Here is an 18,854-nt window from a genome sequence, read left to right as displayed (position 1 = left end):
GCTCAGCCGAGAATCCCGCGGCCGAAGGCCGTCGCCACCGCCGCCGCCCGGTCCTTGACGCCCAGCTTGCCGTAGATGTGGGTGAGATGCGTCTTGACCGTGGCCTCGCTGATGAAGAGTTCGGCGGCGATCGCGCGGTTCGACGTGCCCTTGGCGACGAGCGCGAGCACCTCCCGCTCACGGGTGCTCAGCGGCTCGTTGCCGGGGGCGCGCACGCGTGAGACGAGGCGGGAGGCGACGGCGGGCGACAGGACGGTGCGGCCCTCGGCGGCGGCGCGCACCGCGGTGAACAGCTCGTCGCGCGGGGCGTCTTTGAGCAGATAGCCCGTCGCGCCCGCCTCGATCGCGGGGAGCGTGTCGGAGTCCGTGTCGTACGTGGTGAGGACCAGGACGCGGGCGCGGGCGCCGCGCCGGGTGAGCTCGGCGATCGCGTCGACGCCGCCTCCGCCCGGCATGCGCAGGTCCATCAGGACGACGTCCGGATCGAGTTCGGCGGCCAGGGCCACCGCCTCGACGCCGTTCGAGGCCTCGCCGAGCACCTCGAAGCCGGAGGCCGACTGGAACATTCCGCGCAGGCCGTCGCGGACGACGGGGTGGTCGTCCACGACGATGAGAGTGATCACTTCAGTGCTCATGGCGCACCAACGGTACGCGAGCGGACACCGCGGTCCCACCGCCCGGTTCGGACTCCACGGTGAGGGAGCCCGCGATGCGTTCGGCGCGGGCCCGCATGCCGTCGAGGCCGAAGCCGCCGGCGCCGGAGCGGGCCGGCAGGGCGAGCGGGTCGAAGCCCCGGCCGTCGTCGCGGACGTCCAGGATGACCTCGTCGCCCATGAAGGAGAGGGTGACGCCGAGGCGGGCGGCACCGGCGTGCCGGGCGGCGTTGGACAGCGCCTCCTGGACGATGCGCAGGAGGGTCGCCTCGATCTCGTCGTGCAGGTGCTCGGCGGTGCCGGTGAGGGTGAAGTCGGCGCGCGCCCCGGTGCGTTCGGCCCACTCGGCGACCGTCTTCTTCAGCGCCTCGGGGAGCGTGTCGTGCTCCAGGGCCGTCGGGGAGAGGTTGTGCACGGAGCGCCGGGCCTCGCCCAGGCTGTGCCGGGCGAGGGCGGCCGCGCGGTCCAGGTGCTCTCTGGACAGCTTCGCGTCCTCGGCGTTCGCGACGACCTGGAGCTGGGCGATGATGCCGGTCAGGCCCTGCGCGATGGTGTCGTGGATCTCGGCGGCGAGCCTGCGCCGCTCGTCGGCGACGCCCGCCTCGCGGGCCTGGAGGAGGAGTTGGGCATGCAGGGCCGCGTTCTCGTCCATGGCCTGCTGGAGCGCGGTGTTGGTGCGTTCCAGCTCGATGATGGTGGCGGCCTGGACGCGGGCGCGCTCGTCCTCCTGGGCGGCGAGGTGCGCGAAGACGGTGAGCAGCGCGACGTTCACCGCGATAAGGCCGCCGAAGACGATCCAGCCGAGTTCGTCGTCGGGCGGCAGGCCGCCCGACTGTGAGCCCGACATGGTGACGGCGGTGGCGAAGAGACCCGGCTTGACCAGGCGTGGGGGCAGCAGCCGTTCGGCGCCGAAGTAGCCGAGTACGGCGTAGAACGCGAAGAACGGGTTGATCCAGGCGAGGACGAACGCGATGGCCCAGCGCAGGGCGTAGTAGGCGATGCCCGCGGGTGAGGGCTCCGGGCGGGTCGGCGCGAGCCTGCCCCACCACAGCTGGAGCGCGCATCCCGCCCCGACCAGGCCCCAGGCCAGGTGCCAGTCGCCGCGGCCCATCCCGACGACGTCGCCCGTGGCGAGCCCCATGACGAGGCTGAACCCGAGGAGGACGTAGGGACCCCAGCGGTGGAACTGGGCCCACCGCTGCTCGATCGTCTTCACGGCCTCCGCCGAACTGGTGCTCACCGCACCAGTGTCCGCCATGGACCAGGCCACCCCCGGGTCACTCCCACCGGAACCAGCGCGCGGCCGCCGTGGCGAGGACCACGGTCCACAGGGCGAGGACGCCCAGGTGGGACCAGGCGGGCCAGTCGCCGGCCGCCGCGTCGCCCAGGGCCTGCGCGGCGGCGCCGAGCGGGGTGAGCTCCACGACGCGGGCGAGCGCGTCGGGCATCGCCTGCACGGGCAGCCAGACGCCCGCGCTGAACATCATCGGGAAGAAGACGGCGGAGCCGATCGCGCTCGCGGCCTTCGTGGTGCGGGCGAGCGCCGAGACCAGGGCGCCCAGCGCGAGGCCGCTCAGCACGGCGAGGGCCAGCGCGAGGGCGTACCCGAAGGGCTGGCTCGGCAGCTCCACGTCGAAGACGAGGCGGCCCACGGCCAGCGAGAGCAGGGCCGAGACGAGGGCGGCCGCGCCGTGGATGCCCATCTGCGCGCCGAGCACGGCGGAGGGCCTGACCGGCGTGGCGGACATGCGGCGCAGGATCCCGCGTTCGCGGTAGCCGGTGACGAGCGGCGGCATCGCCTGCAGGCCCGCCATGATCAGCGAGAGGAGCACCGAGACGGGGACGTAGGTGTCGACCAGGCGCAGGCCGCCGAGCGAGGCGTCGGTCTCGCGGAAGGAGGGGATGGAGCCGAGGATCACCAGGAGCAGGGTGGGGAACGCCATGATCCAGAAGAGGGCTCCCGGCTCGCGGCGGAAGAGGCGGAGCTCGGCCTTGAGGACGGCGGCCGAGGGGGTGGTCTTCGTGGCGGCATGGGGTGCGGCGACGGCGGTGGTCATGCCTTGGCTCCCGTCAGGTCGAGGAACGCGTCGTCCAACGTGGCGTCGGCGACCCGGAGTTGGTGGGCGGTGATGTGGTGCCTGGCGAGCAAGGTGATCGCGGCGTCCACGGTCGCGTCGGTGCCGCCCAGGGTGTAGCGGCCGGCGCGGTACTCGACGGAGGTGACGGCGGGCAGCGCCGCGAGCAGGCGCTCGTCCAGCGGCGCGGACGGCGTGAAGGACATGACGGTGGAGTTCGCGGCCCGGCTGATCAGTCCCGCCGGGGTGTCGAGGGCGGCGACCCCGCCCCGGTCGATGACCGCGATGCGGTCGCACAGGCGCTGGGCCTCCTCCATGAAGTGGGTGACGAGGAGGACGGTGACGCCGCTGTCGCGTACGTCCTCGATGAGCGCCCAGGTGTCGCGGCGGGCGCGCGGGTCGAGGCCGGTGGTCAGCTCGTCCAGGACGACGACCCGCGGGCTGCCGATCAGGGAGAGCGCGATGAACAGGCGCTGCTTCTGGCCGCCGGAGAGCTTCGCGAAGCGGGTGTCGAGCTTGTCGGTCAGGCGCAGGCGTTCGGCGAGCGGCCGCCAGTCCGCGGGGTTCGGGTAGAACGCGGCGTACAGCTCCAGGGCCTCGCGGACGGTGAGCTTGGGCTGCAGCTCGCTCTGCTGGAGCTGCGCGCCGAGGATGCGGGTGAGCTGTCCGTGGTCGGTGACGGGGTCGAGGCCCGCGACGCGGACGCGGCCGGAGTCGGGGACGCGCAGGCCCTCGACGCACTCGACGGTGGTGGTCTTGCCCGCGCCGTTCGGGCCGAGGATGCCGAAGATCTCGCCTTCCTCGACGGCGAAGGAGACGCCGTCGACGACGGTGCGTCCGGCGTAGGCCTTCTTGAGTTCGTGCACTTCGATGAGGGGCATGCGTCGAGAATCACCGGTGGGCGGGGGTGCGGACATCGTCCGTCGCGCTCGAGGACGCATCAGCCGATCGGTTGATGGAGGGGTACGACCACACCGGGTGCCCTGTCCGAAACGTCGCTGTGCGCAGAGCAAAACTCGGTGGGCTCTGTCAGTGGCGATCCGTAGGCTCGCCCCTGATGCCGAAATCAGATGCACCTGCCAAGGATCGGTCCACCGTCCGGACTCTGCTGCGGCTGTGGCCCTATGTGCGTCCGGTCCGAACCCGCCTGTTCACCGCGGCGTTCGTCGCGATCATCGCCTCCTGTACGGGGCTCGTCTTCCCCCTCGTACTGAAGTGGATGGTGGACGGCCCGGTGGCCGACCGGGATCCGCAGGGGGTGTGGCTGGGGGCGCTCCTGCTGCTTCTGCTCGGCCTCGCGGAGGCGCTGCTCTTCGGGCTGCGGCGGTGGCTGGTGGCGCGGCCGCTCGCGGGCGTGGAGGCGTCGATGCGGGCGGATCTCTACCGCCATCTGCAGCGGCTGCCCGTGGCCTTCCACGACCGGTGGGCGTCGGGGCAGTTGCTCTCGCGCGGCACCACCGACCTGATGCTGCTGCGGATGTTCCTCGCCTTCCCGCTGACGTTCCTCCTCGTCAACGGCGCGACCATCGTGGTCGGCGTGATCATCCTGCTCGGCCAGGACTTCACGCTCGGCCTGGTGCTCCTCGCGCCCGTGGCGCCGATGGTGATCGTCCTCGCGTACTACGAGGGGCGGTTCACCGCCGTGGCCCGGCGCGCGCAGGACCAGGTCGGCGACCTGACGACGGTGGTCGAGGAGAGCGTGCTCGGCATCCGCATCATCAAGGGCTTCGGACGCCACCGCAGCCAGGCGCGGGCCTTTCGCGAGCTGTCGCACACGCTGCGCGGCACCGAGCTGGCCAAGGCGCGGATCCTCGCCGCGATCAACGCCGTGATCATGGCGCTGCCGGAGGCCGCGATCGGGGCGGCGCTCGTGCTCGGCACGGTGCGGGTCGCGGACGGCGACCTGTCCGCGGGCACCCTGGTCGCCTTCCTGTCCACGGCGCTCGCGCTGCGCTGGCCGGTGGAGTCGATCGGCTTCCTGATCGCGATGTGCCAGGAGTCGGCGACGGCCACGGAGCGGTACTTCGAGGTGATGGACGCCGAGCCGGAGGACCCCGCGGCCGCCCCCACCCCCGCGGTCGCCGCCGAGAAGGCGTCCGCCGCCCGGGCCGCCGAGGACGGCGGACTGCGGTTCCACGCCGTGGAGTTCCGCTACCCCGACGCCCCGCCGGACGCACCTCCCGTCCTGGACCGCGTCGACCTGCACATACGCCCCGGCGAGACCATGGCCCTCGTCGGCGCGACCGGCAGCGGCAAGACGACGCTGACCGCGCTGGTGCCGCGGCTGCACGAGATCACCGGCGGCCGCATCACGCTGGACGGCGAGGACATCACGGCGATGGACCGCGAGCGGCTGCGCACGCTGGTGTCCGTGGCCTTCGAGGAGCCCACGCTCTTCTCCGCGACGGTCGGCGAGAACGTCCTGATGGGAGCCGGAAAGGGCGCGGGCGAGGCCGAGTTGGGCCGCGCCCTGGACGTGGCGCAGGCCGACTTCGTCCGTGCGCTGCCCCAGGGCAGCGGCACCCAGGTCGGCGAGCAGGGCCTGAGCCTGTCCGGCGGCCAGCGACAGCGCCTCGCGCTGGCCCGCGCCGTGGTGGGCCGCCCCCGCTTCCTGGTCCTGGACGACCCGCTCTCCGCGCTCGACGTGCACACGGAGGCGCTGGTGGAGGCGGCGCTGCGGCGGGTCCTCGCGGACACGACGGCGCTGATCGTGGCGCACCGGCCCTCCACCGTCCAGCTCGCGGACCGCGTCGCCCTGCTCTCCGGCGGCCGCGTCGCCGCCGTCGGCACCCACCAGGAACTCCTGCGGGAGAACGCGGAGTACGCCTGGCTGATGTCGGGAGCCGAAGCCGACCACACCGCCGAGGAGGCTGCCCGATGACCACCTCGTCGACGTCCACGCCGTGGACCACGGAGCCGGGGCGCGAGGAGGGGGCGGACGGCGACGGCCCCGTCGGGACGCCGGGCGGCCCCGCCGGCGCCGAAGACCCCTTCGACAAGGACGAGTTGCCCGCGGCAACGGGCGCCACCCTCGGGCTGCTGCGCTCGCTGCTCTCGCCGCTGCGCGGCCGCGTCGTCCTGGCGACCGTGCTGCTCCTCGTGCAGCAGGCCGTCGTGCAGGCGGGGCCGCTGCTCGTCGCGTACGCCATCGACCGCGGGGTGCCCGCCGTGCGCGCCGACGACTACGGCCCGCTGATCGCCGTCGCCGTCGGCTATCTGCTCTGCGCGGGCGCGTCGGGCGCCCTGCAGTACGCGTTCGTCGTCGCCTCCGCGCGCGTCAACCAGGACGTACTGCTCGACCTGCGCGGCCGCATCTTCCGGCACGCGCAGGCGCTGAGCGTCGACTTCCACGAGCGGTACACCTCGGGAAGGCTCATCTCCCGCTCGACCACGGACGTCGAGTCGCTGCGGGAGCTGCTCGGCGAGGGGCTGCAGGAGCTCGTCACGGTCCTGCTGTCCTTCGTCTACATCTCGGCGATGCTGCTCTGGCTCGACCTCGGTCTCGGCGCGGTGGCCGTGGCGTCGTTCGTGCCGCTCTGCCTCCTCATCCGTCGCTACCAGCGGCGCGCGGGGGCGATGTACCGCGAGCGCTCGACCGCCATCGCCGCCGTCATCGTGAAGTTCGCGGAGACGATGAACGGCATCCGCCCGGTGCGGGCGTTCCGCAGGGAGCGGGCCAACGACGCGGAGTTCGCCGCGCTCAACGACCGGCACGAGCGGACCAACGGCGACGCGATCCTGGAGATGGCCCGCTATGTGGTCGGCTCGCGGCTCGTCGCCAACACCGCCGTGGCCGGCATCGTGCTGTGGGGCGCCCACCGCGTCGCGGACGGCGGGCTCGCGCTCGGTGTGCTCGCCGCCGCCGTGCTGTACCTGCGGCGCCTGTACGACCCGATCGACCGGCTCGGCATGTTCCTCAACTCCTACCAGTCGGCGGCCGCTTCCCTGGAGAAGATCGCGGGCCTGCTCGCCCAGACCCCGACGGTGCCCGAACCGGAGGCCTGCGCCGCGCACGCCCTGCCCGCCCTGGAGTCCGCGCACCCGGGCCGCGAGGTCCGCTTCGACGGGGTGCGGTTCGCCTACCGCACCGGTGGCGAGGTGCTGCCGCGCTTCGACCTGACGCTGCCCGCCGGGCAGACCGTGGCCGTGGTCGGCTCCACCGGAGCGGGCAAGTCCACGCTGGCGAAGCTGCTCGCCCGCTTCTACGACCCGACGGAAGGCAGCGTGCTGCTCGACGGCGTCGACCTGCGGGACCTCACGGGCGCCGAGCTGCGGCGCGGCGTGGTCATGGTGACGCAGGAGGCGTTCCTGTTCTCCGGGACCGTCGCGGAGAACATCGCGATCGGCAGGCCCGACGCCACGCGCGAGGAGATCGAGCGCGCCGCGAAGGCCATCGGCGCCCATGACTTCATCGCCTCGCTCCCCGACGGGTACGACACCGACGTACGCAAGCGCGGCGGCCGGATCTCCGCGGGCCAGCGGCAGTTGGTGGCCTTCGCGCGCGCCCTGCTCGCCGACCCCGCGGTGCTGATCCTCGACGAGGCGACCAGCTCGCTGGACATCCCGGGTGAGCGGGCCGTGCAGCGCGCCATGCACACGGTGCTGCGCGGCCGCACCGCCGTGGTGATCGCCCACCGGCTCTCCACCGTGGAGATCGCCGACCGGGTGCTCGTCATGGAGGGCGGCCGGATCGTGGAGGACGGCAGTCCGGCCGAACTGATCGCGGGCACCGGATCGTTCGCGGATCTTCATCGCGCCTGGCGGAACAGTGTGGTGAGCTGATCCCATGACGGATCTTGTTGTTGCGCCGCTGTACCAGGGCTATCCGGGGGTCGCCTTCGGCGGGTACGTCGCCGGGCTGCTCGCCGAGCGTGCGAGCGCGCAGACGGTGCGCGTGGACTTCCGCGCCAAGACGCCGGTGGGCGAGCCGGTGCTCCTGGCCGGTGACCCGGACGGCGGCGCGCGGCTCACCGACCGCGCGGGCACCGCCCTGGCCGTGGCGACGCCCGCGCCCGAAGCGGCCCTCACCGCGCCGCCCGCCCCTTCCTGGGACGAGGCCGCGGCCGCCACCGAGGCCTACCTCGCGGCGCCGCCCCTGCTCGCCGAGGAGGACGTCGACTGCTTCGGCTGCGGCAAGCGGGCGCCGGGCAGCGGTCTGCTGCAGCACTGCATGCCGGTGCCGGGGCGGGACATGGTCGCCACGGCCTGGGTCCCGCACGCCTCCTTCGCCGACGCCGACGGCCTGTTCAGGCCCGACCTGGTCTGGGCCGCCCTGGACTGCCCGAGCGCGGCGGCCGGGATCCTGCTGGGCGGCCTGCGCATGGGCGCGGTGACGGCGGCCCTGACGGGGCGGGTGCTGCGCCCGGTGACGGCGGGCGAGCGCCACATCACGTACGCCTGGCTGCTGCACGAGTCGGGCCGCAAGCACACGATGGGCGTCGCGGTGGCCACGGCCAAGGGCGAACTGTGCGCGCTGGGCGAGGCGTTGTGGATCGACCCCCGCACCTCCTCGGCCGCCTGAGGCCGAAATCAGCCTCTCCGGCGCTTGAGGAGCGGGATCCGGGGCGGAGCCACGAGTCGGCCACCACGGCTGTCCCAGGCCGAGCCCCCGTACCGCCGAGGACCTCCGCATAACGAACGCCCTCCACCGGCCAACGGACCATTTCCGGCCAACTGTTGACGCGCCCCTGACAGCAACACCGCTCTGGTGTCACTCTTCCCCTCGACCGTCGCACAGTCTTCAACAACGTGACGGTTTCTCAGCGCAATGCCCTGTGTGCACCGCCCAGTTCTGCGTTCCGCCTTGCTCTGCCCGGACGGCGACCCAGCCGCCCGGTAGTTCTGGCCGCGCACCCCCGCGGCCGCGCAGAAGGAGTCCGTGTTGAGAAACACCTCCCACAGACGCACCGCCGCCGTCGGCGCTCTCTCCGCCGTCGCCGCTCTCCTCGCCGTGGCCGTCCAGGCCGGACCCGCGACCGCCGACAACCCCGGTTCCGCGAACGCGCCGAAGGCCGCCACGGCCCAGAAGCTCGGGAAGGTCGACCCCGGCGCCCTCGCCGCCAGGCTCACCCCCGCCCAGCGCGCGGAGCTGATCCGCGACGCCAACGCCACCAAGGCGGACACCGCCAAGGACCTGGGCCTGGGCGCCAAGGAGAAGCTCGTCGTCCGCGACGTCACCAAGGACCGCGACGGCACGGTCCACACCCGCTACGAGCGCACCTACGACGGCCTGCCCGTCCTCGGCGGCGACCTGGTGGTCGACACCGCGAAGTCCGGCAGGACCGAGGGCGTCACCAAGGCCGCCAAGGCGCAGCTCAAGGGCATCGACCTGAGCGCCGACATCAAGGCGTCGGCCGCCGAGAAGCAGGCGCTGGCCGCCGCGAAGAGCGAGGGCTCGAAGAAGACCGAGGCGGACCGGGCACCGCGCAAGGTCGTGTGGATGGCCAAGGGCGAGCCGACTCTCGCGTACGAGACCGTGGTCGGCGGCCTGCAGCACGACGGGACGCCGAACGAGCTGCACGTCGTCACGGACGCCGCGACCGGCAAGAAGCTCTTCCAGTGGCAGGGCATCGAGAACGGCACGGGCAACACGCAGTACAGCGGCCAGGTCACCCTGGGCACCGCGCAGTCGGGGTCGAACTACACGCTCACCGACACCGGCCGCGGCAACCACAAGACGTACAACCTGAACCGCGGCACCTCGGGCACCGGCACGCTCTTCTCCGGCCCCGACGACATCTGGGGCAACGGCCAGGCCTCCAACGCGGAGACCGCGGGCGCCGACGCCCACTACGGCGCCGCGCTCACCTGGGACTACTACAAGAACGTGCACGGCCGCAGCGGCATCCGCGGCGACGGGGTCGGCGCGTACTCGCGGGTCCACTACGGCAACAACTACGTCAACGCCTTCTGGTCGGACTCCTGCTTCTGCATGACGTACGGCGACGGCGCGAACAACGCCAAGCCGCTGACCTCCATCGACGTGGCGGCCCACGAGATGACGCACGGCGTCACCTCCGCGACCGGCAACATGACCTACAGCGGTGAGTCCGGCGGCCTGAACGAGGCCACCTCGGACATCTTCGCGGCGGCCGTCGAGTTCGGCGCCAACAACCCGCAGGACGTGGGCGACTACCTCGTCGGCGAGAAGATCGACATCCGCGGCAACGGCACCCCGCTGCGCTACATGGACAAGCCCTCCAAGGACGGCTCGTCCAAGGACTCGTGGTACTCCGGCATCGGCAACATCGACGTGCACTACTCGTCCGGTGTCGCCAACCACTTCTACTACCTGCTGAGCGAGGGCAGCGGCAAGAAGGAGATCAACGGCGTCCAGTACGACTCGCCGACCTCCGACGGCCTGCCGGTGACCGGCATCGGCCGCGACAAGGCGTCGCTGATCTGGTTCAAGGCGCTCACCACGAAGTTCACGACGACCACCAACTACGCGAACGCGCGCAGGGACACCCTCCTGGTCGCCGGTGAGCTGTACGGCACCTCCAGCGCCGAGTACGCGGCCGTGGCGCACGCCTGGGCGGCCGTGAACGTCGGCAGCCGTCCCGGCGGCGAGGTGCCCGGCACCGACTTCGAGAACACCACTGACGTCAACATCCCGGACAACGGCGCCGCGGTCACCTCCTCGGTCAACGTCACCGGCCGCACCGGCAACGCGCCGAGCGCCCTGAAGGTCGCCGTGGACATCGTGCACACCTGGCGCGGTGACCTGAAGGTCGACCTGATCGCCCCCGACGGGACGGCCTACGTCCTGAAGGCGGCCAGCGGTTCGGACTCCGCGGACAACGTCAAGGAGACGTACACGGTCAACGCCTCGTCCGAGGTGGCCAACGGCACGTGGAAGCTGCGGGTCCAGGACGTGGCCGCGCAGGACACCGGCTACATCAACAGCTGGAAGCTCACTTTCCCGTAAACGACCGCATCCTGAGAACCGCTGCGCGAGCAACCGCGCACCGTGACGGCGCCGCCCCGGGTGAATCAACTCCCCGGGGCGGCGCGCTCGTTCCGGATGAATGCCGTTAACAGCTTGTTCGCATTCCGTAAGTTGACCATCGCTCAACGGACGATTTCCGGCCAACATCCATTCAAGGGCTGACATGTACCTGGCTCGAATGACACTCTTCCCTCGCACCACACAGGAATCACACCCGCACCGCGTCTTCCATGCCCGGGTAGTCCCCCATGCCACCTGGGCCCCCCACAGAAGGAGCCTGCGTGACCCCCCACATATCCCGTAAGCGTTCAACTCTGGCCATCGCCACCGCCGTTGCCGCCGGAGCGCTGCTCACCGCCGGGCTGACCACCGGCGCCTCCGCCCAGCCGGACAAGGACGCCACCCTGGCCGGCGCGCCCGTCAGCCTCTCGGCGTCGGCCCGCGCGGACCTGCTGCAGGACGCGAGCGCGGACAAGGCCGCCACCGCCGACAGGATCGGCCTGGGCGCCAAGGAGAAGCTCGTCGTCCGCGACGTCGTCAAGGACGCCGACGGCACCACCCACACCCGTTACGAGCGCACCTACGAAGGACTGCCCGTCCTCGGCGGCGACCTCGTCGTGCACACCGCGAAGAGCGGCAAGCTCAAGGGCGTCACCAAGGCCACGAAGGCCACCGTGAAGGTCGCCACGACCGACGCGAAGCTCGCCAGGTCCTCGGTCGCCGAGGCCGCCGAGACCACGGCCGCCAAGGCGAAGACCGCCAAGGCCGACGCGCAGGCTCCGCGCAAGGTGATCTGGGCCGCCACCGGCAAGCCCGTCCTCGCGTACGAGACCGTCGTCACCGGCATGCAGAAGGACGGCACGCCGAGCAGGCTGCGCGTCGTCACGGACGCCGCGACCGGCAAGAAGCTCTTCCAGCAGCAGGAGATCGAGAACGCCACCGGCAACAGCCAGTACAGCGGCAAGGTCGAGATCGGCTCCAAGAAGGGCACGAGCGGCTTCGAGCTGACCGACGACTCGCGCGGCGGCCACTCCACGTACAACCTGGCCAACGGCCAGGGCGAGGGCAAGATCTTCACGGACGACGACGACACGTGGGGCAACGGCAAGCCGGACGACGTCCAGACCGCCGGTGTCGACGCCGCCTACGGCGCCCAGCTCACCTGGGACTACTACAAGAGCGTCCACGGCCGTGAGGGCATCAAGGGCGACGGCAAGGGCGCGACGTCGCGCGTCCACTACGGCGACAGCTACGTCAACGCCTTCTGGGACGACAGCTGCTTCTGCATGACGTACGGCGACGGCGAGGGCAACAAGAAGCCCCTCACCGAGATCGACGTCGCGGCCCACGAGATGACGCACGGCGTCACCTCGGCCACCGGCAACATGGAGTACAGCGGCGAGTCCGGCGGCCTGAACGAGGCCACCTCCGACATCTTCGCGGCGGGCGTCGAGTTCAACGCCAAGAACGCCGAGGACGTCGGCGACTACCTCGTCGGCGAGAAGATCGACATCAACGGCGACGGCACCCCGCTGCGCTACATGGACAAGCCCTCCAAGGACGGCTCGTCCCTGGACAGCTGGAGCGAGGACGCGGGCAACGTCGACGTCCACTACTCCTCGGGCATCGCCAACCACTTCTTCTACCTGCTGTCCGAGGGCAGCGGCGCGAAGGAGATCAACGGCGTCAAGTACGACTCCCCGACCGCCGACGGCTCCAAGGTCGAGGGCATCGGGCGCGACAAGGCCGAGAAGATCTGGTTCAAGGCCCTGACGACGTACTTCACGTCGACCACCGACTACAAGGCGGCCCGTGAGGGCACGCTGAAGGCGGCGTCCGACCTGTACGGTGCGGACTCCGCGGAGTACAAGGGCGTTGAGGCGGCCTGGACCGGTGTCAACGTGAAGTAGAAGACTGCGCAGTTCCCCGCGCCCCTCATAGGGGCGCGGGGAACTGCGCGATCAGCCACGACGAGCCCGCAGCCGACTCACCGCATCAACACCCCCGCCTCCTCCCCCGTGGCCTCGGACGGCACCGCCACGAGCCCCAACTCGGCCCCGTTGGACAGCAGTCGGTGGGACGGCAGGATCCGCACGGTGTACCCGAAGGGCCCGGTCCTGTCCAGCGCGAGCGGCCCTTCGTACACGCGCCGCCCCTCCCCGTCGGGACCACTGGTCGGCTTCAGCGGAACCGGAGAGGCGTCCGCGATGTGGTCCTCGGGATCCACCCGCCCCGCGATGGCCTGCACCTCGACGTCGTCCGGCGTCAGCTCCCCCAGGACCACCCGCACCCGCAGGGACAGCGTGGCGCCCAGCTCCGCGGTGGCTCCGGTCGCCGAGGCCTCCACGTGGTCGACGGCGACGCGCGGCCAGGCGGCGCGGACGCGGGCCTTCCAGGCGGCGAGCTCCCCGGCGGCCGTCACGTCCAGGGCCCGGTGGGCGCGCGCGGCCGGGACGTACAACTCCTCGACGTACTCGCGCACCATGCGCCCCGCGAGGACCTTCGGGCCGAGGCGGGTCAGCGTCCTCCTGACCATCTCGATCCAGCGGTCGGGCAGGCCGCCGGGGCCCTGTTCGTAGAAGCGGGGGGCGACGCGGCGCTCCAGGAGGTCGTAGAGCGCGGCGGCCTCCAGGTCGTCGCGGCGGTCGTCGTCGGTGGCGGCGCCGTCCGCGGTCGGGATGGCCCAGCCGAAGTCCGGCTCGAACCATTCGTCCCACCAGCCGTCCAGGACCGAGAGGTTGAGCGCGCCGTTCAGGGCCGCCTTCATGCCGCTCGTGCCGCACGCCTCCAGGGGCCGCAGCGGATTGTTCAGCCACACGTCGCAGCCGGGGTAGAGCTTCTGCGCCATCGCCATGCCGTAGTCCGGCAGGAACACGATGTGCCGGCGCACCCGCGGGTCGTCGGTGAACCTGACCAGGTCCTGGATGAGCCGCTTGCCGCCGTCGTCCGCCGGGTGCGCCTTGCCCGCGACGACGATCTGGACGGGCCGCTCGGGGTGGCGGAGCAGCTCCATCAGCCGGTCGCGGTCGCGGAGCATCAGCGTGAGGCGTTTGTACGAGGGGACGCGGCGGGCGAAGCCGATCGTGAGGACGTCCGGGTCGAGGACCTCGTCGATCCACCCCAACTCGGCGGAGGCGGCGCCGCGCCCGCGCCACGCGTCGTACAGTCGCCGCCTGACCTCGTCGACGAGCTGCCCGCGCAGACAGCGGCGCAGCTCCCAGATGTCGGCGTCCTGGATGTCGGCCACGGCGTCCCAGCGGTCGGAGCCGCCGACGGAGAGGGCGTCCTCGGTGCGCCGCTCGCCGATCTGGCGCGCGCCGAGCCGGAAGACCTCGGGGGCCACCCAGGTCGGGGCGTGCACGCCGTTGGTGACGGAGGCGATCGGGACCTCGTCGGCATCGAAGCCGGGCCACAGGCCCGCGAACATCTCCCTGCTGACCGCGCCGTGCAGGGTGGAGACGCCGTTGGCGCGGCTGCCCAGGCGCAGGCCCATCACGGCCATGTTGAAGAGGTTGGGTTCGCCGCCGGGGTAGGTCTCCATGCCGAGCCGCAGGACGTCGCCGACGTCGATGCGGGGCAGTTCGGCGTCGGGGCCGAAGTGGTGGGCGACCAGTTCGCGGTCGAAGCGGTCGATGCCCGCGGGCACCGGCGTGTGGGTGGTGAAGACGGTGCCGGCCCTGACCGCTTCGAGCGCGGTGGCGAAGTCGACCTGGTCCAGGGCCAGTTCGTGGATGCGCTCCAGGCCGAGGAAGCCCGCGTGGCCCTCGTTGGTGTGGAAGACCTCGGGCTCGGGGTGGCCGGTCAGGCGGCAGTACGCCCGTATGGCGCGCACCCCGCCGATGCCGAGGAGCATCTCCTGGAGCAGGCGGTGCTCGCTGCCGCCGCCGTAGAGCCGGTCGGTGACGTCGCGCTCGCCCGGGTCGTTCTCCTCGACGTCGGAGTCGAGCATGAGCAGCGGCACGCGCCCCACCTGGGCCTGCCAGACATGCGCGAGCAGGGAGCGCCGGCCGGGCAGGGTGAGGGCGATCCTCGCCGGGGCGCCGTCCGCCTCGCGCAGCAGGGACAGGGGCAGCTCGTTCGGGTCGAGGACGGGGTAGTGCTCCTGCTGCCAGGCGTCGCGTGACAGCGACTGCCGGAAGTAGCCGTGGCGGTAGAGCAGTCCGACGCCGATGAGCGGGACGCCGAGGTCGCTGGCCGCCTTGAGGTGGTCGCCCGCGAGGATGCCGAGGCCGCCCGAGTACTGCGGCAGGGCGGCGGTGATGCCGAACTCGGGCGAGAAGTAGGCGACGGCCCGCGGCAGTTGGCCGTCGCCGCGGGCACGCTCCTGGTACCAGCGGTCGCCGGTGACGTACTCCCGCAGCTCGTCCGCGACTTCGTCGAGGCGGCGCAGGAAGTCTTCGTCCTCGGCCAGTTCGGCGAGGCGGACGGGCGGCACCCCGCCGAGGAGCCGCACGGGGTCGCACCCGCAGGCCGCCCACAGCCGGGGGTCGACGGCCTCGAACAGGTCACGGGTGCGCGGATGCCAGGACCAGCGCAGGTTGCGGGCCAACTCGGCGAGACGGCCGAGCGGTTCGGGGAGGACGGGACGTACGGTGAATCGACGGATGGCCTTCACAGCGACTCCACCTGTAGGGGAATGCGTCACGAATCGACCTACGCGTCGACGGTAGCGGTGACCGGTCCCCGGCAACCACGGCGCACGGCGACAGGAAAGAGGGGCCCGGCGTGAACCGAGCCCCTCTCGCTCGCGTCAGCCGCTGGTGTAGCGGTAGCGCAGACCGTTGCTGTAGCCGCCGCTGCTCTCGGCGACGACCCAGACCGGGCCCTCGGAGTGGGACGGAGTGATGGCGACCAGCTTGGTCGGCGTCTGCTCCTTGATGATGGCCGCGTCGTGGTCGAAGTAGATGTCGATCACGTACTGCAGGTGGTTGCCGTGCACGGTCACCTGCTGACCGCCGTCCACGGGGCCCGAGGGCGGCTCGAAGCGGACGAGCTCGGGCCTCGGGTCGCTTTCGATTGCCATGTTCTGCTCCCTTGATCGGGGAAGAGGACGATGAGCATGCATGCGGGCCTTCGAATTCTTCCGTGTGCAAAGAGGCACGTCGGCCACGCGAGACCGAAGGTAGCGAGCGGGCGACACGGCCACAATCGCAGTCATCCTCGACTGGCAAGGTTTTCGGGCAGGTTGACGGCGTGTCTCGAATTGCCGGGTTGACGACTTCGGCCACCCCTCCCCCGCTGGGAATGTTCCGGAACGACGGCTCGGAACCCCGGACGAGTTGGCGCGGAATACCCCGGAGGGGGCTCTTCAATTCAACGGCGAGTGCCGGACAAAGTCCGGAAGAGTTTCCGGGCGATGATTTCCTTGATTTCGGGGTCGGGCAGCACGGAAGGGCCCGTACCCATAAAGGTACGGACCCTTCCGGGGCGCGGCCGGCGGCTACACCAGGTCGGCTATGACCAAGGCCTTGACCGTCCCCCTGAACTGGTAGGCGGGGTTCGGCACTTCACTGAGCCTGGGGCGCAGCTTGATCCGCAGGGAGATCTGCCCCGACTCGTGGCCCGAGCGCGACACCTCCAGTTGCAGCTGCTGGCCGCCGATCTCCCAGTCCTCGGGCTGGCCGTTGATGTAGGCGTCGAACGTGTACGACTTGACCGCCACGTCGATGACGCGGTTGCCGTCGTCGTCCTCGCGGATCTTCCCGGGAAACCTGACGTCGTGCGTCAGCGTCACGTCCTGCGAGGTCGAGATGACCCCCGTGTCGAAGTCGACGTACTCGAAGGCAAGTGCCATGTCCTGCACCTCCAGAGAGAGAGTTCCTTTGGTAGCACGCCGCCCGGAGGTCGTGACACAGGCCGACAGGGCGCGGAGTGCAATTCAGGACCGGTCTCGCCCGGCTCAAAGCGAATGCTTCGGCGTACGCCACTCATGGACCGCGCAACTATAGAACTGTCAACCGCGGAACTCGGGTTCCCTGCTGGGGATCGGGAGGCGGATGAATCGAATGTCCTGGCTATTTGAGGAACACTCGCACCACCTTCACCGGAAGGCGACATCGGAAATTCAGCAATCCACCGAGAGCATTTCCACCCGGAAAGTGTGACCTGTTTGCCGCGTCGCTCCGCATTCCCGGCGGGGGTGCCATTGCCCGTCGAACTCCGTGCGGTCTACCTTCGGCGGCGGACTTCACCGGCGCCGCGTGCGCACGCCGGAAGCCGGACCTCCGGAGGGGACCGATGACGAGCAGGGCACCCGCACAGCAGGGCACGATCCGCACGCTCGCGGGCACGGGCGTGCAGACCTTCGGCGGGGACGGCGGCCCCGCCGACCGGGCCGCGCTGTACGAGCCGCACGGCGTGGCGCTCGATGACGGCAGGAGCGGCGCGGGCCGCGTCCTGTACATCGCCGACAGCGTCAACCGCCGGGTGCGGAAGGTGACTCCGGACGGCATCATCACCACCGTCGCCGGCACGGGGCAGTCCGGGTACTCCGGCGACGGCGGGCCCGCCACCTCGGCGCGGCTGACGAAGCCGTCCGCGCTGGCCCTGGACGGCGAGGGCAACCTCTACATCGCCGACCACGACGACCACCGGGTGCGCAGGGTGTCGCCCGACGGCATCATCACCACCGTCGCGGGCAACGGGCAGCCCGGGGCCGAGGGGGACGGGAAGAACCCCACGGAGGCGCGGATCGGCTACCCCTCGGGCCTGGTGGTGGACGGCGCGGGCGCCCTCTGCGTCGCGCACAGGGACGGCTCCGCCAACTCCCGCGTACGCAGGGTGAGTCTGTCCGGCGGCACCATCGAGACCGTGGCGGGCGGCGGCACCGAGACCGGTGACGACGTGCTCGCGACGCGGGCGGCGCTCGGCTTCGCCGAAGGCCTGGCCGTGGACGGCGACGGCAACCTCTACGTCGCCCAGCGCGACAGCTGCGCCGGGCGTATCCGCAGGGTCTCCGCGGCGGACGGCAGGATCACCACGGTGGCCGGGCAGCGCGACGGCGGCGCCGACTTCCACGAGGGCGCTCCCGCGGTCGGGACGCGGCTCAACTCCCCGTACGCGGTGGCCGTGGACAGCGCGGGCGACCTGCTGATCGCGGACGCCGGGTACGACCGCGTGTACCGCGTCACGCCCGACGGCCTCGTCCACGCCCTGGCGGGCAACGGCCACCGCGGCTACGACGGGGAGAACGTCGTGGCGGTCACCGCCAAGATCTCCATGCCGTTCGGCCTCGCGGTGGACGGCGACGGCACCGTGTACCTCGGCGAGCGCGGCAACAACCGCGTACGCGAGGTGTGGGGCGCCGTGCCTCCGACGCCGGTACCGGTGGACCTGTACGGGGAGATCGTGGACCCCTACTTCGTGCAGACGGGCCAGGAGTTCGACCTCGGGGTGCGGGTGAGGAACCGCGGCGCCGCGCCGGTCGACGGCGGGGAGGTCACCGTGACCCTGACGCTCGCCGAGGGTCTGGTGCCGGTGGAGGGCGGTGCGAGCCCCGTCGTACGCCGGTTCCCGCACCAGCTGCTCGAACCCCGCGTGGGCGCGCTGGACGGCACGTTCAAGGTCGTGGCCCCGCCGTGGACGGAACCGGGCAACTACTTCTGCACGGTGCGGATCCACTACGGCGGCGTGCCCGGCTTCCAGGACATCGAGTACCCGCTGCCGGTCAAGGTGAGCGAGCCGTACGACCCGAGCGACGAGACCGGCCTCGACATCCGGCAGGAGGGCAGGACCCTGGTGGCCCCCGGCCACCTGACCACGATCGACGTCGTCTGCGGGGCGCACCACGCGCAGCCCATCCGCCCGGGCGTGATCACCCTGACCTTCGACGCGCCCACCGGCTTCGAGTTCCTGGACGTGCCCGTCGGCCCCTCACGCCGCTACCTCGACACCGGCGCGGCCGCCGAGCCCCTGACGGTGTACGCCGTCGAGGGCGAGGGCCGACGGCTCGTCGTCCACGACGAGCCCCATGTCAACAACGTCCCCACGGACCGGGGACGACTCCTCTACTCCCTCCCCGTCATCGCCCGCCAGGACGCCGAACCGGGTCCGCACCCGGACGGCTCGGCCACGTTCGGCCGTCACCCGGCGATCTCGCTGGAGGGGACGGTCACCGCCGGGCTCGACTCGAAGTCCCGGAGCGGGCGCGGGCGGCGGGCGAGGGAGTAGCAGGAGCGG

General features: G+C 71.6%; 13 protein-coding genes. 6 read left to right on the top strand and 7 right to left on the bottom strand.

Going from position 1 to position 18,854, the window contains the following annotated elements; all coding sequences use genetic code 11:
• Positions 1-2 precede the first annotated feature (2 nt).
• The 4 genes from ACZ4D5_RS21550 to ACZ4D5_RS21535 are packed head-to-tail and all read right to left on the bottom strand — an operon-like array spanning position 3 to position 3,609.
• Positions 3-635, bottom strand: coding sequence for a response regulator (locus tag ACZ4D5_RS21550; RefSeq protein WP_467773971.1), 633 nt, complete (start codon positions 633-635; stop codon positions 3-5).
• Positions 625-1,911: an ATP-binding protein gene (locus tag ACZ4D5_RS21545; protein ID WP_467773970.1), complete on the bottom strand. Its 1,287-nt coding sequence runs from the start codon at positions 1,909-1,911 to the stop codon at positions 625-627. The genes ACZ4D5_RS21550 and ACZ4D5_RS21545 overlap by 11 nt, the downstream gene beginning before the upstream one ends.
• 19 nt (positions 1,912-1,930) lie before the next feature.
• The gene (locus ACZ4D5_RS21540) at positions 1,931-2,710 is read right to left on the bottom strand and encodes an ABC transporter permease (RefSeq protein ID WP_467773969.1); all 780 of its coding nucleotides are present in this window, start codon (positions 2,708-2,710) and stop codon (positions 1,931-1,933) included.
• Positions 2,707-3,609, bottom strand: a complete 903-nt coding sequence (locus ACZ4D5_RS21535; RefSeq protein ID WP_467773968.1) for an ABC transporter ATP-binding protein — start codon at positions 3,607-3,609, stop codon at positions 2,707-2,709. The genes ACZ4D5_RS21540 and ACZ4D5_RS21535 overlap by 4 nt, the downstream gene beginning before the upstream one ends.
• A 176-nt stretch (positions 3,610-3,785) precedes the next feature.
• On the opposite strand from ACZ4D5_RS21535, the gene ACZ4D5_RS21530 reads away from it, so the two are divergent.
• The 5 genes from ACZ4D5_RS21530 to ACZ4D5_RS21510 all read left to right on the top strand — a co-directional run bounded on the left by ACZ4D5_RS21530 (position 3,786) and on the right by ACZ4D5_RS21510 (position 12,586).
• Positions 3,786-5,609, top strand: a complete 1,824-nt coding sequence (locus ACZ4D5_RS21530) for an ABC transporter ATP-binding protein (RefSeq protein WP_467773967.1) — start codon at positions 3,786-3,788, stop codon at positions 5,607-5,609.
• Positions 5,606-7,510, top strand: coding sequence for an ABC transporter ATP-binding protein (locus tag ACZ4D5_RS21525; RefSeq protein ID WP_467773966.1), 1,905 nt, complete (start codon positions 5,606-5,608; stop codon positions 7,508-7,510). Before ACZ4D5_RS21530 ends, ACZ4D5_RS21525 begins: the two co-directional genes overlap by 4 nt.
• A 4-nt stretch (positions 7,511-7,514) precedes the next feature.
• Entirely contained in the window at positions 7,515-8,249 is a 735-nt protein-coding gene (locus ACZ4D5_RS21520; RefSeq protein ID WP_467773965.1) for a PaaI family thioesterase, read from the top strand.
• Positions 8,250-8,609: 360 nt separating this feature from the next.
• Positions 8,610-10,655, top strand: a complete 2,046-nt coding sequence (locus ACZ4D5_RS21515) for a M4 family metallopeptidase (protein ID WP_467773964.1) — start codon at positions 8,610-8,612, stop codon at positions 10,653-10,655.
• Positions 10,656-10,957: 302 nt separating this feature from the next.
• A complete protein-coding gene (locus ACZ4D5_RS21510) occupies positions 10,958-12,586 on the top strand; it encodes a M4 family metallopeptidase (RefSeq protein ID WP_467773963.1) in 1,629 nt (542 codons plus the stop codon).
• A 77-nt stretch (positions 12,587-12,663) separates the two neighbouring features.
• Here ACZ4D5_RS21510 and glgP read toward each other — a convergent pair whose 3' ends face one another.
• From glgP to ACZ4D5_RS21495, 3 genes are all read right to left on the bottom strand, one after another.
• Positions 12,664-15,291: an alpha-glucan family phosphorylase gene (gene glgP / locus ACZ4D5_RS21505; RefSeq protein WP_467773962.1), complete on the bottom strand. Its 2,628-nt coding sequence runs from the start codon at positions 15,289-15,291 to the stop codon at positions 12,664-12,666.
• Between the two features lie 135 nt (positions 15,292-15,426).
• Positions 15,427-15,699: an IPT/TIG domain-containing protein gene (locus tag ACZ4D5_RS21500; RefSeq protein ID WP_467773961.1), complete on the bottom strand. Its 273-nt coding sequence runs from the start codon at positions 15,697-15,699 to the stop codon at positions 15,427-15,429.
• Between the two features lie 417 nt (positions 15,700-16,116).
• On the bottom strand, positions 16,117-16,470 hold the full coding sequence (locus tag ACZ4D5_RS21495; RefSeq protein WP_467773960.1) for a hypothetical protein: 354 nt from the start codon (positions 16,468-16,470) through the stop codon (positions 16,117-16,119).
• Between the two features lie 443 nt (positions 16,471-16,913).
• Between ACZ4D5_RS21495 and ACZ4D5_RS21490 the strand changes: the two genes are divergently transcribed.
• Positions 16,914-18,845 (top strand): NHL domain-containing protein, encoded by a 1,932-nt coding sequence (locus ACZ4D5_RS21490; RefSeq protein ID WP_467773959.1) that lies wholly within the window; start codon positions 16,914-16,916, stop codon positions 18,843-18,845.
• Positions 18,846-18,854 lie beyond the last annotated feature (9 nt).

Source organism: Streptomyces sp. NPDC025651 (assembly GCF_055558735.1).
Note: the sequence above shows the minus strand (reverse complement) of the source record. Positions and strands in the feature narration are given on the sequence as shown.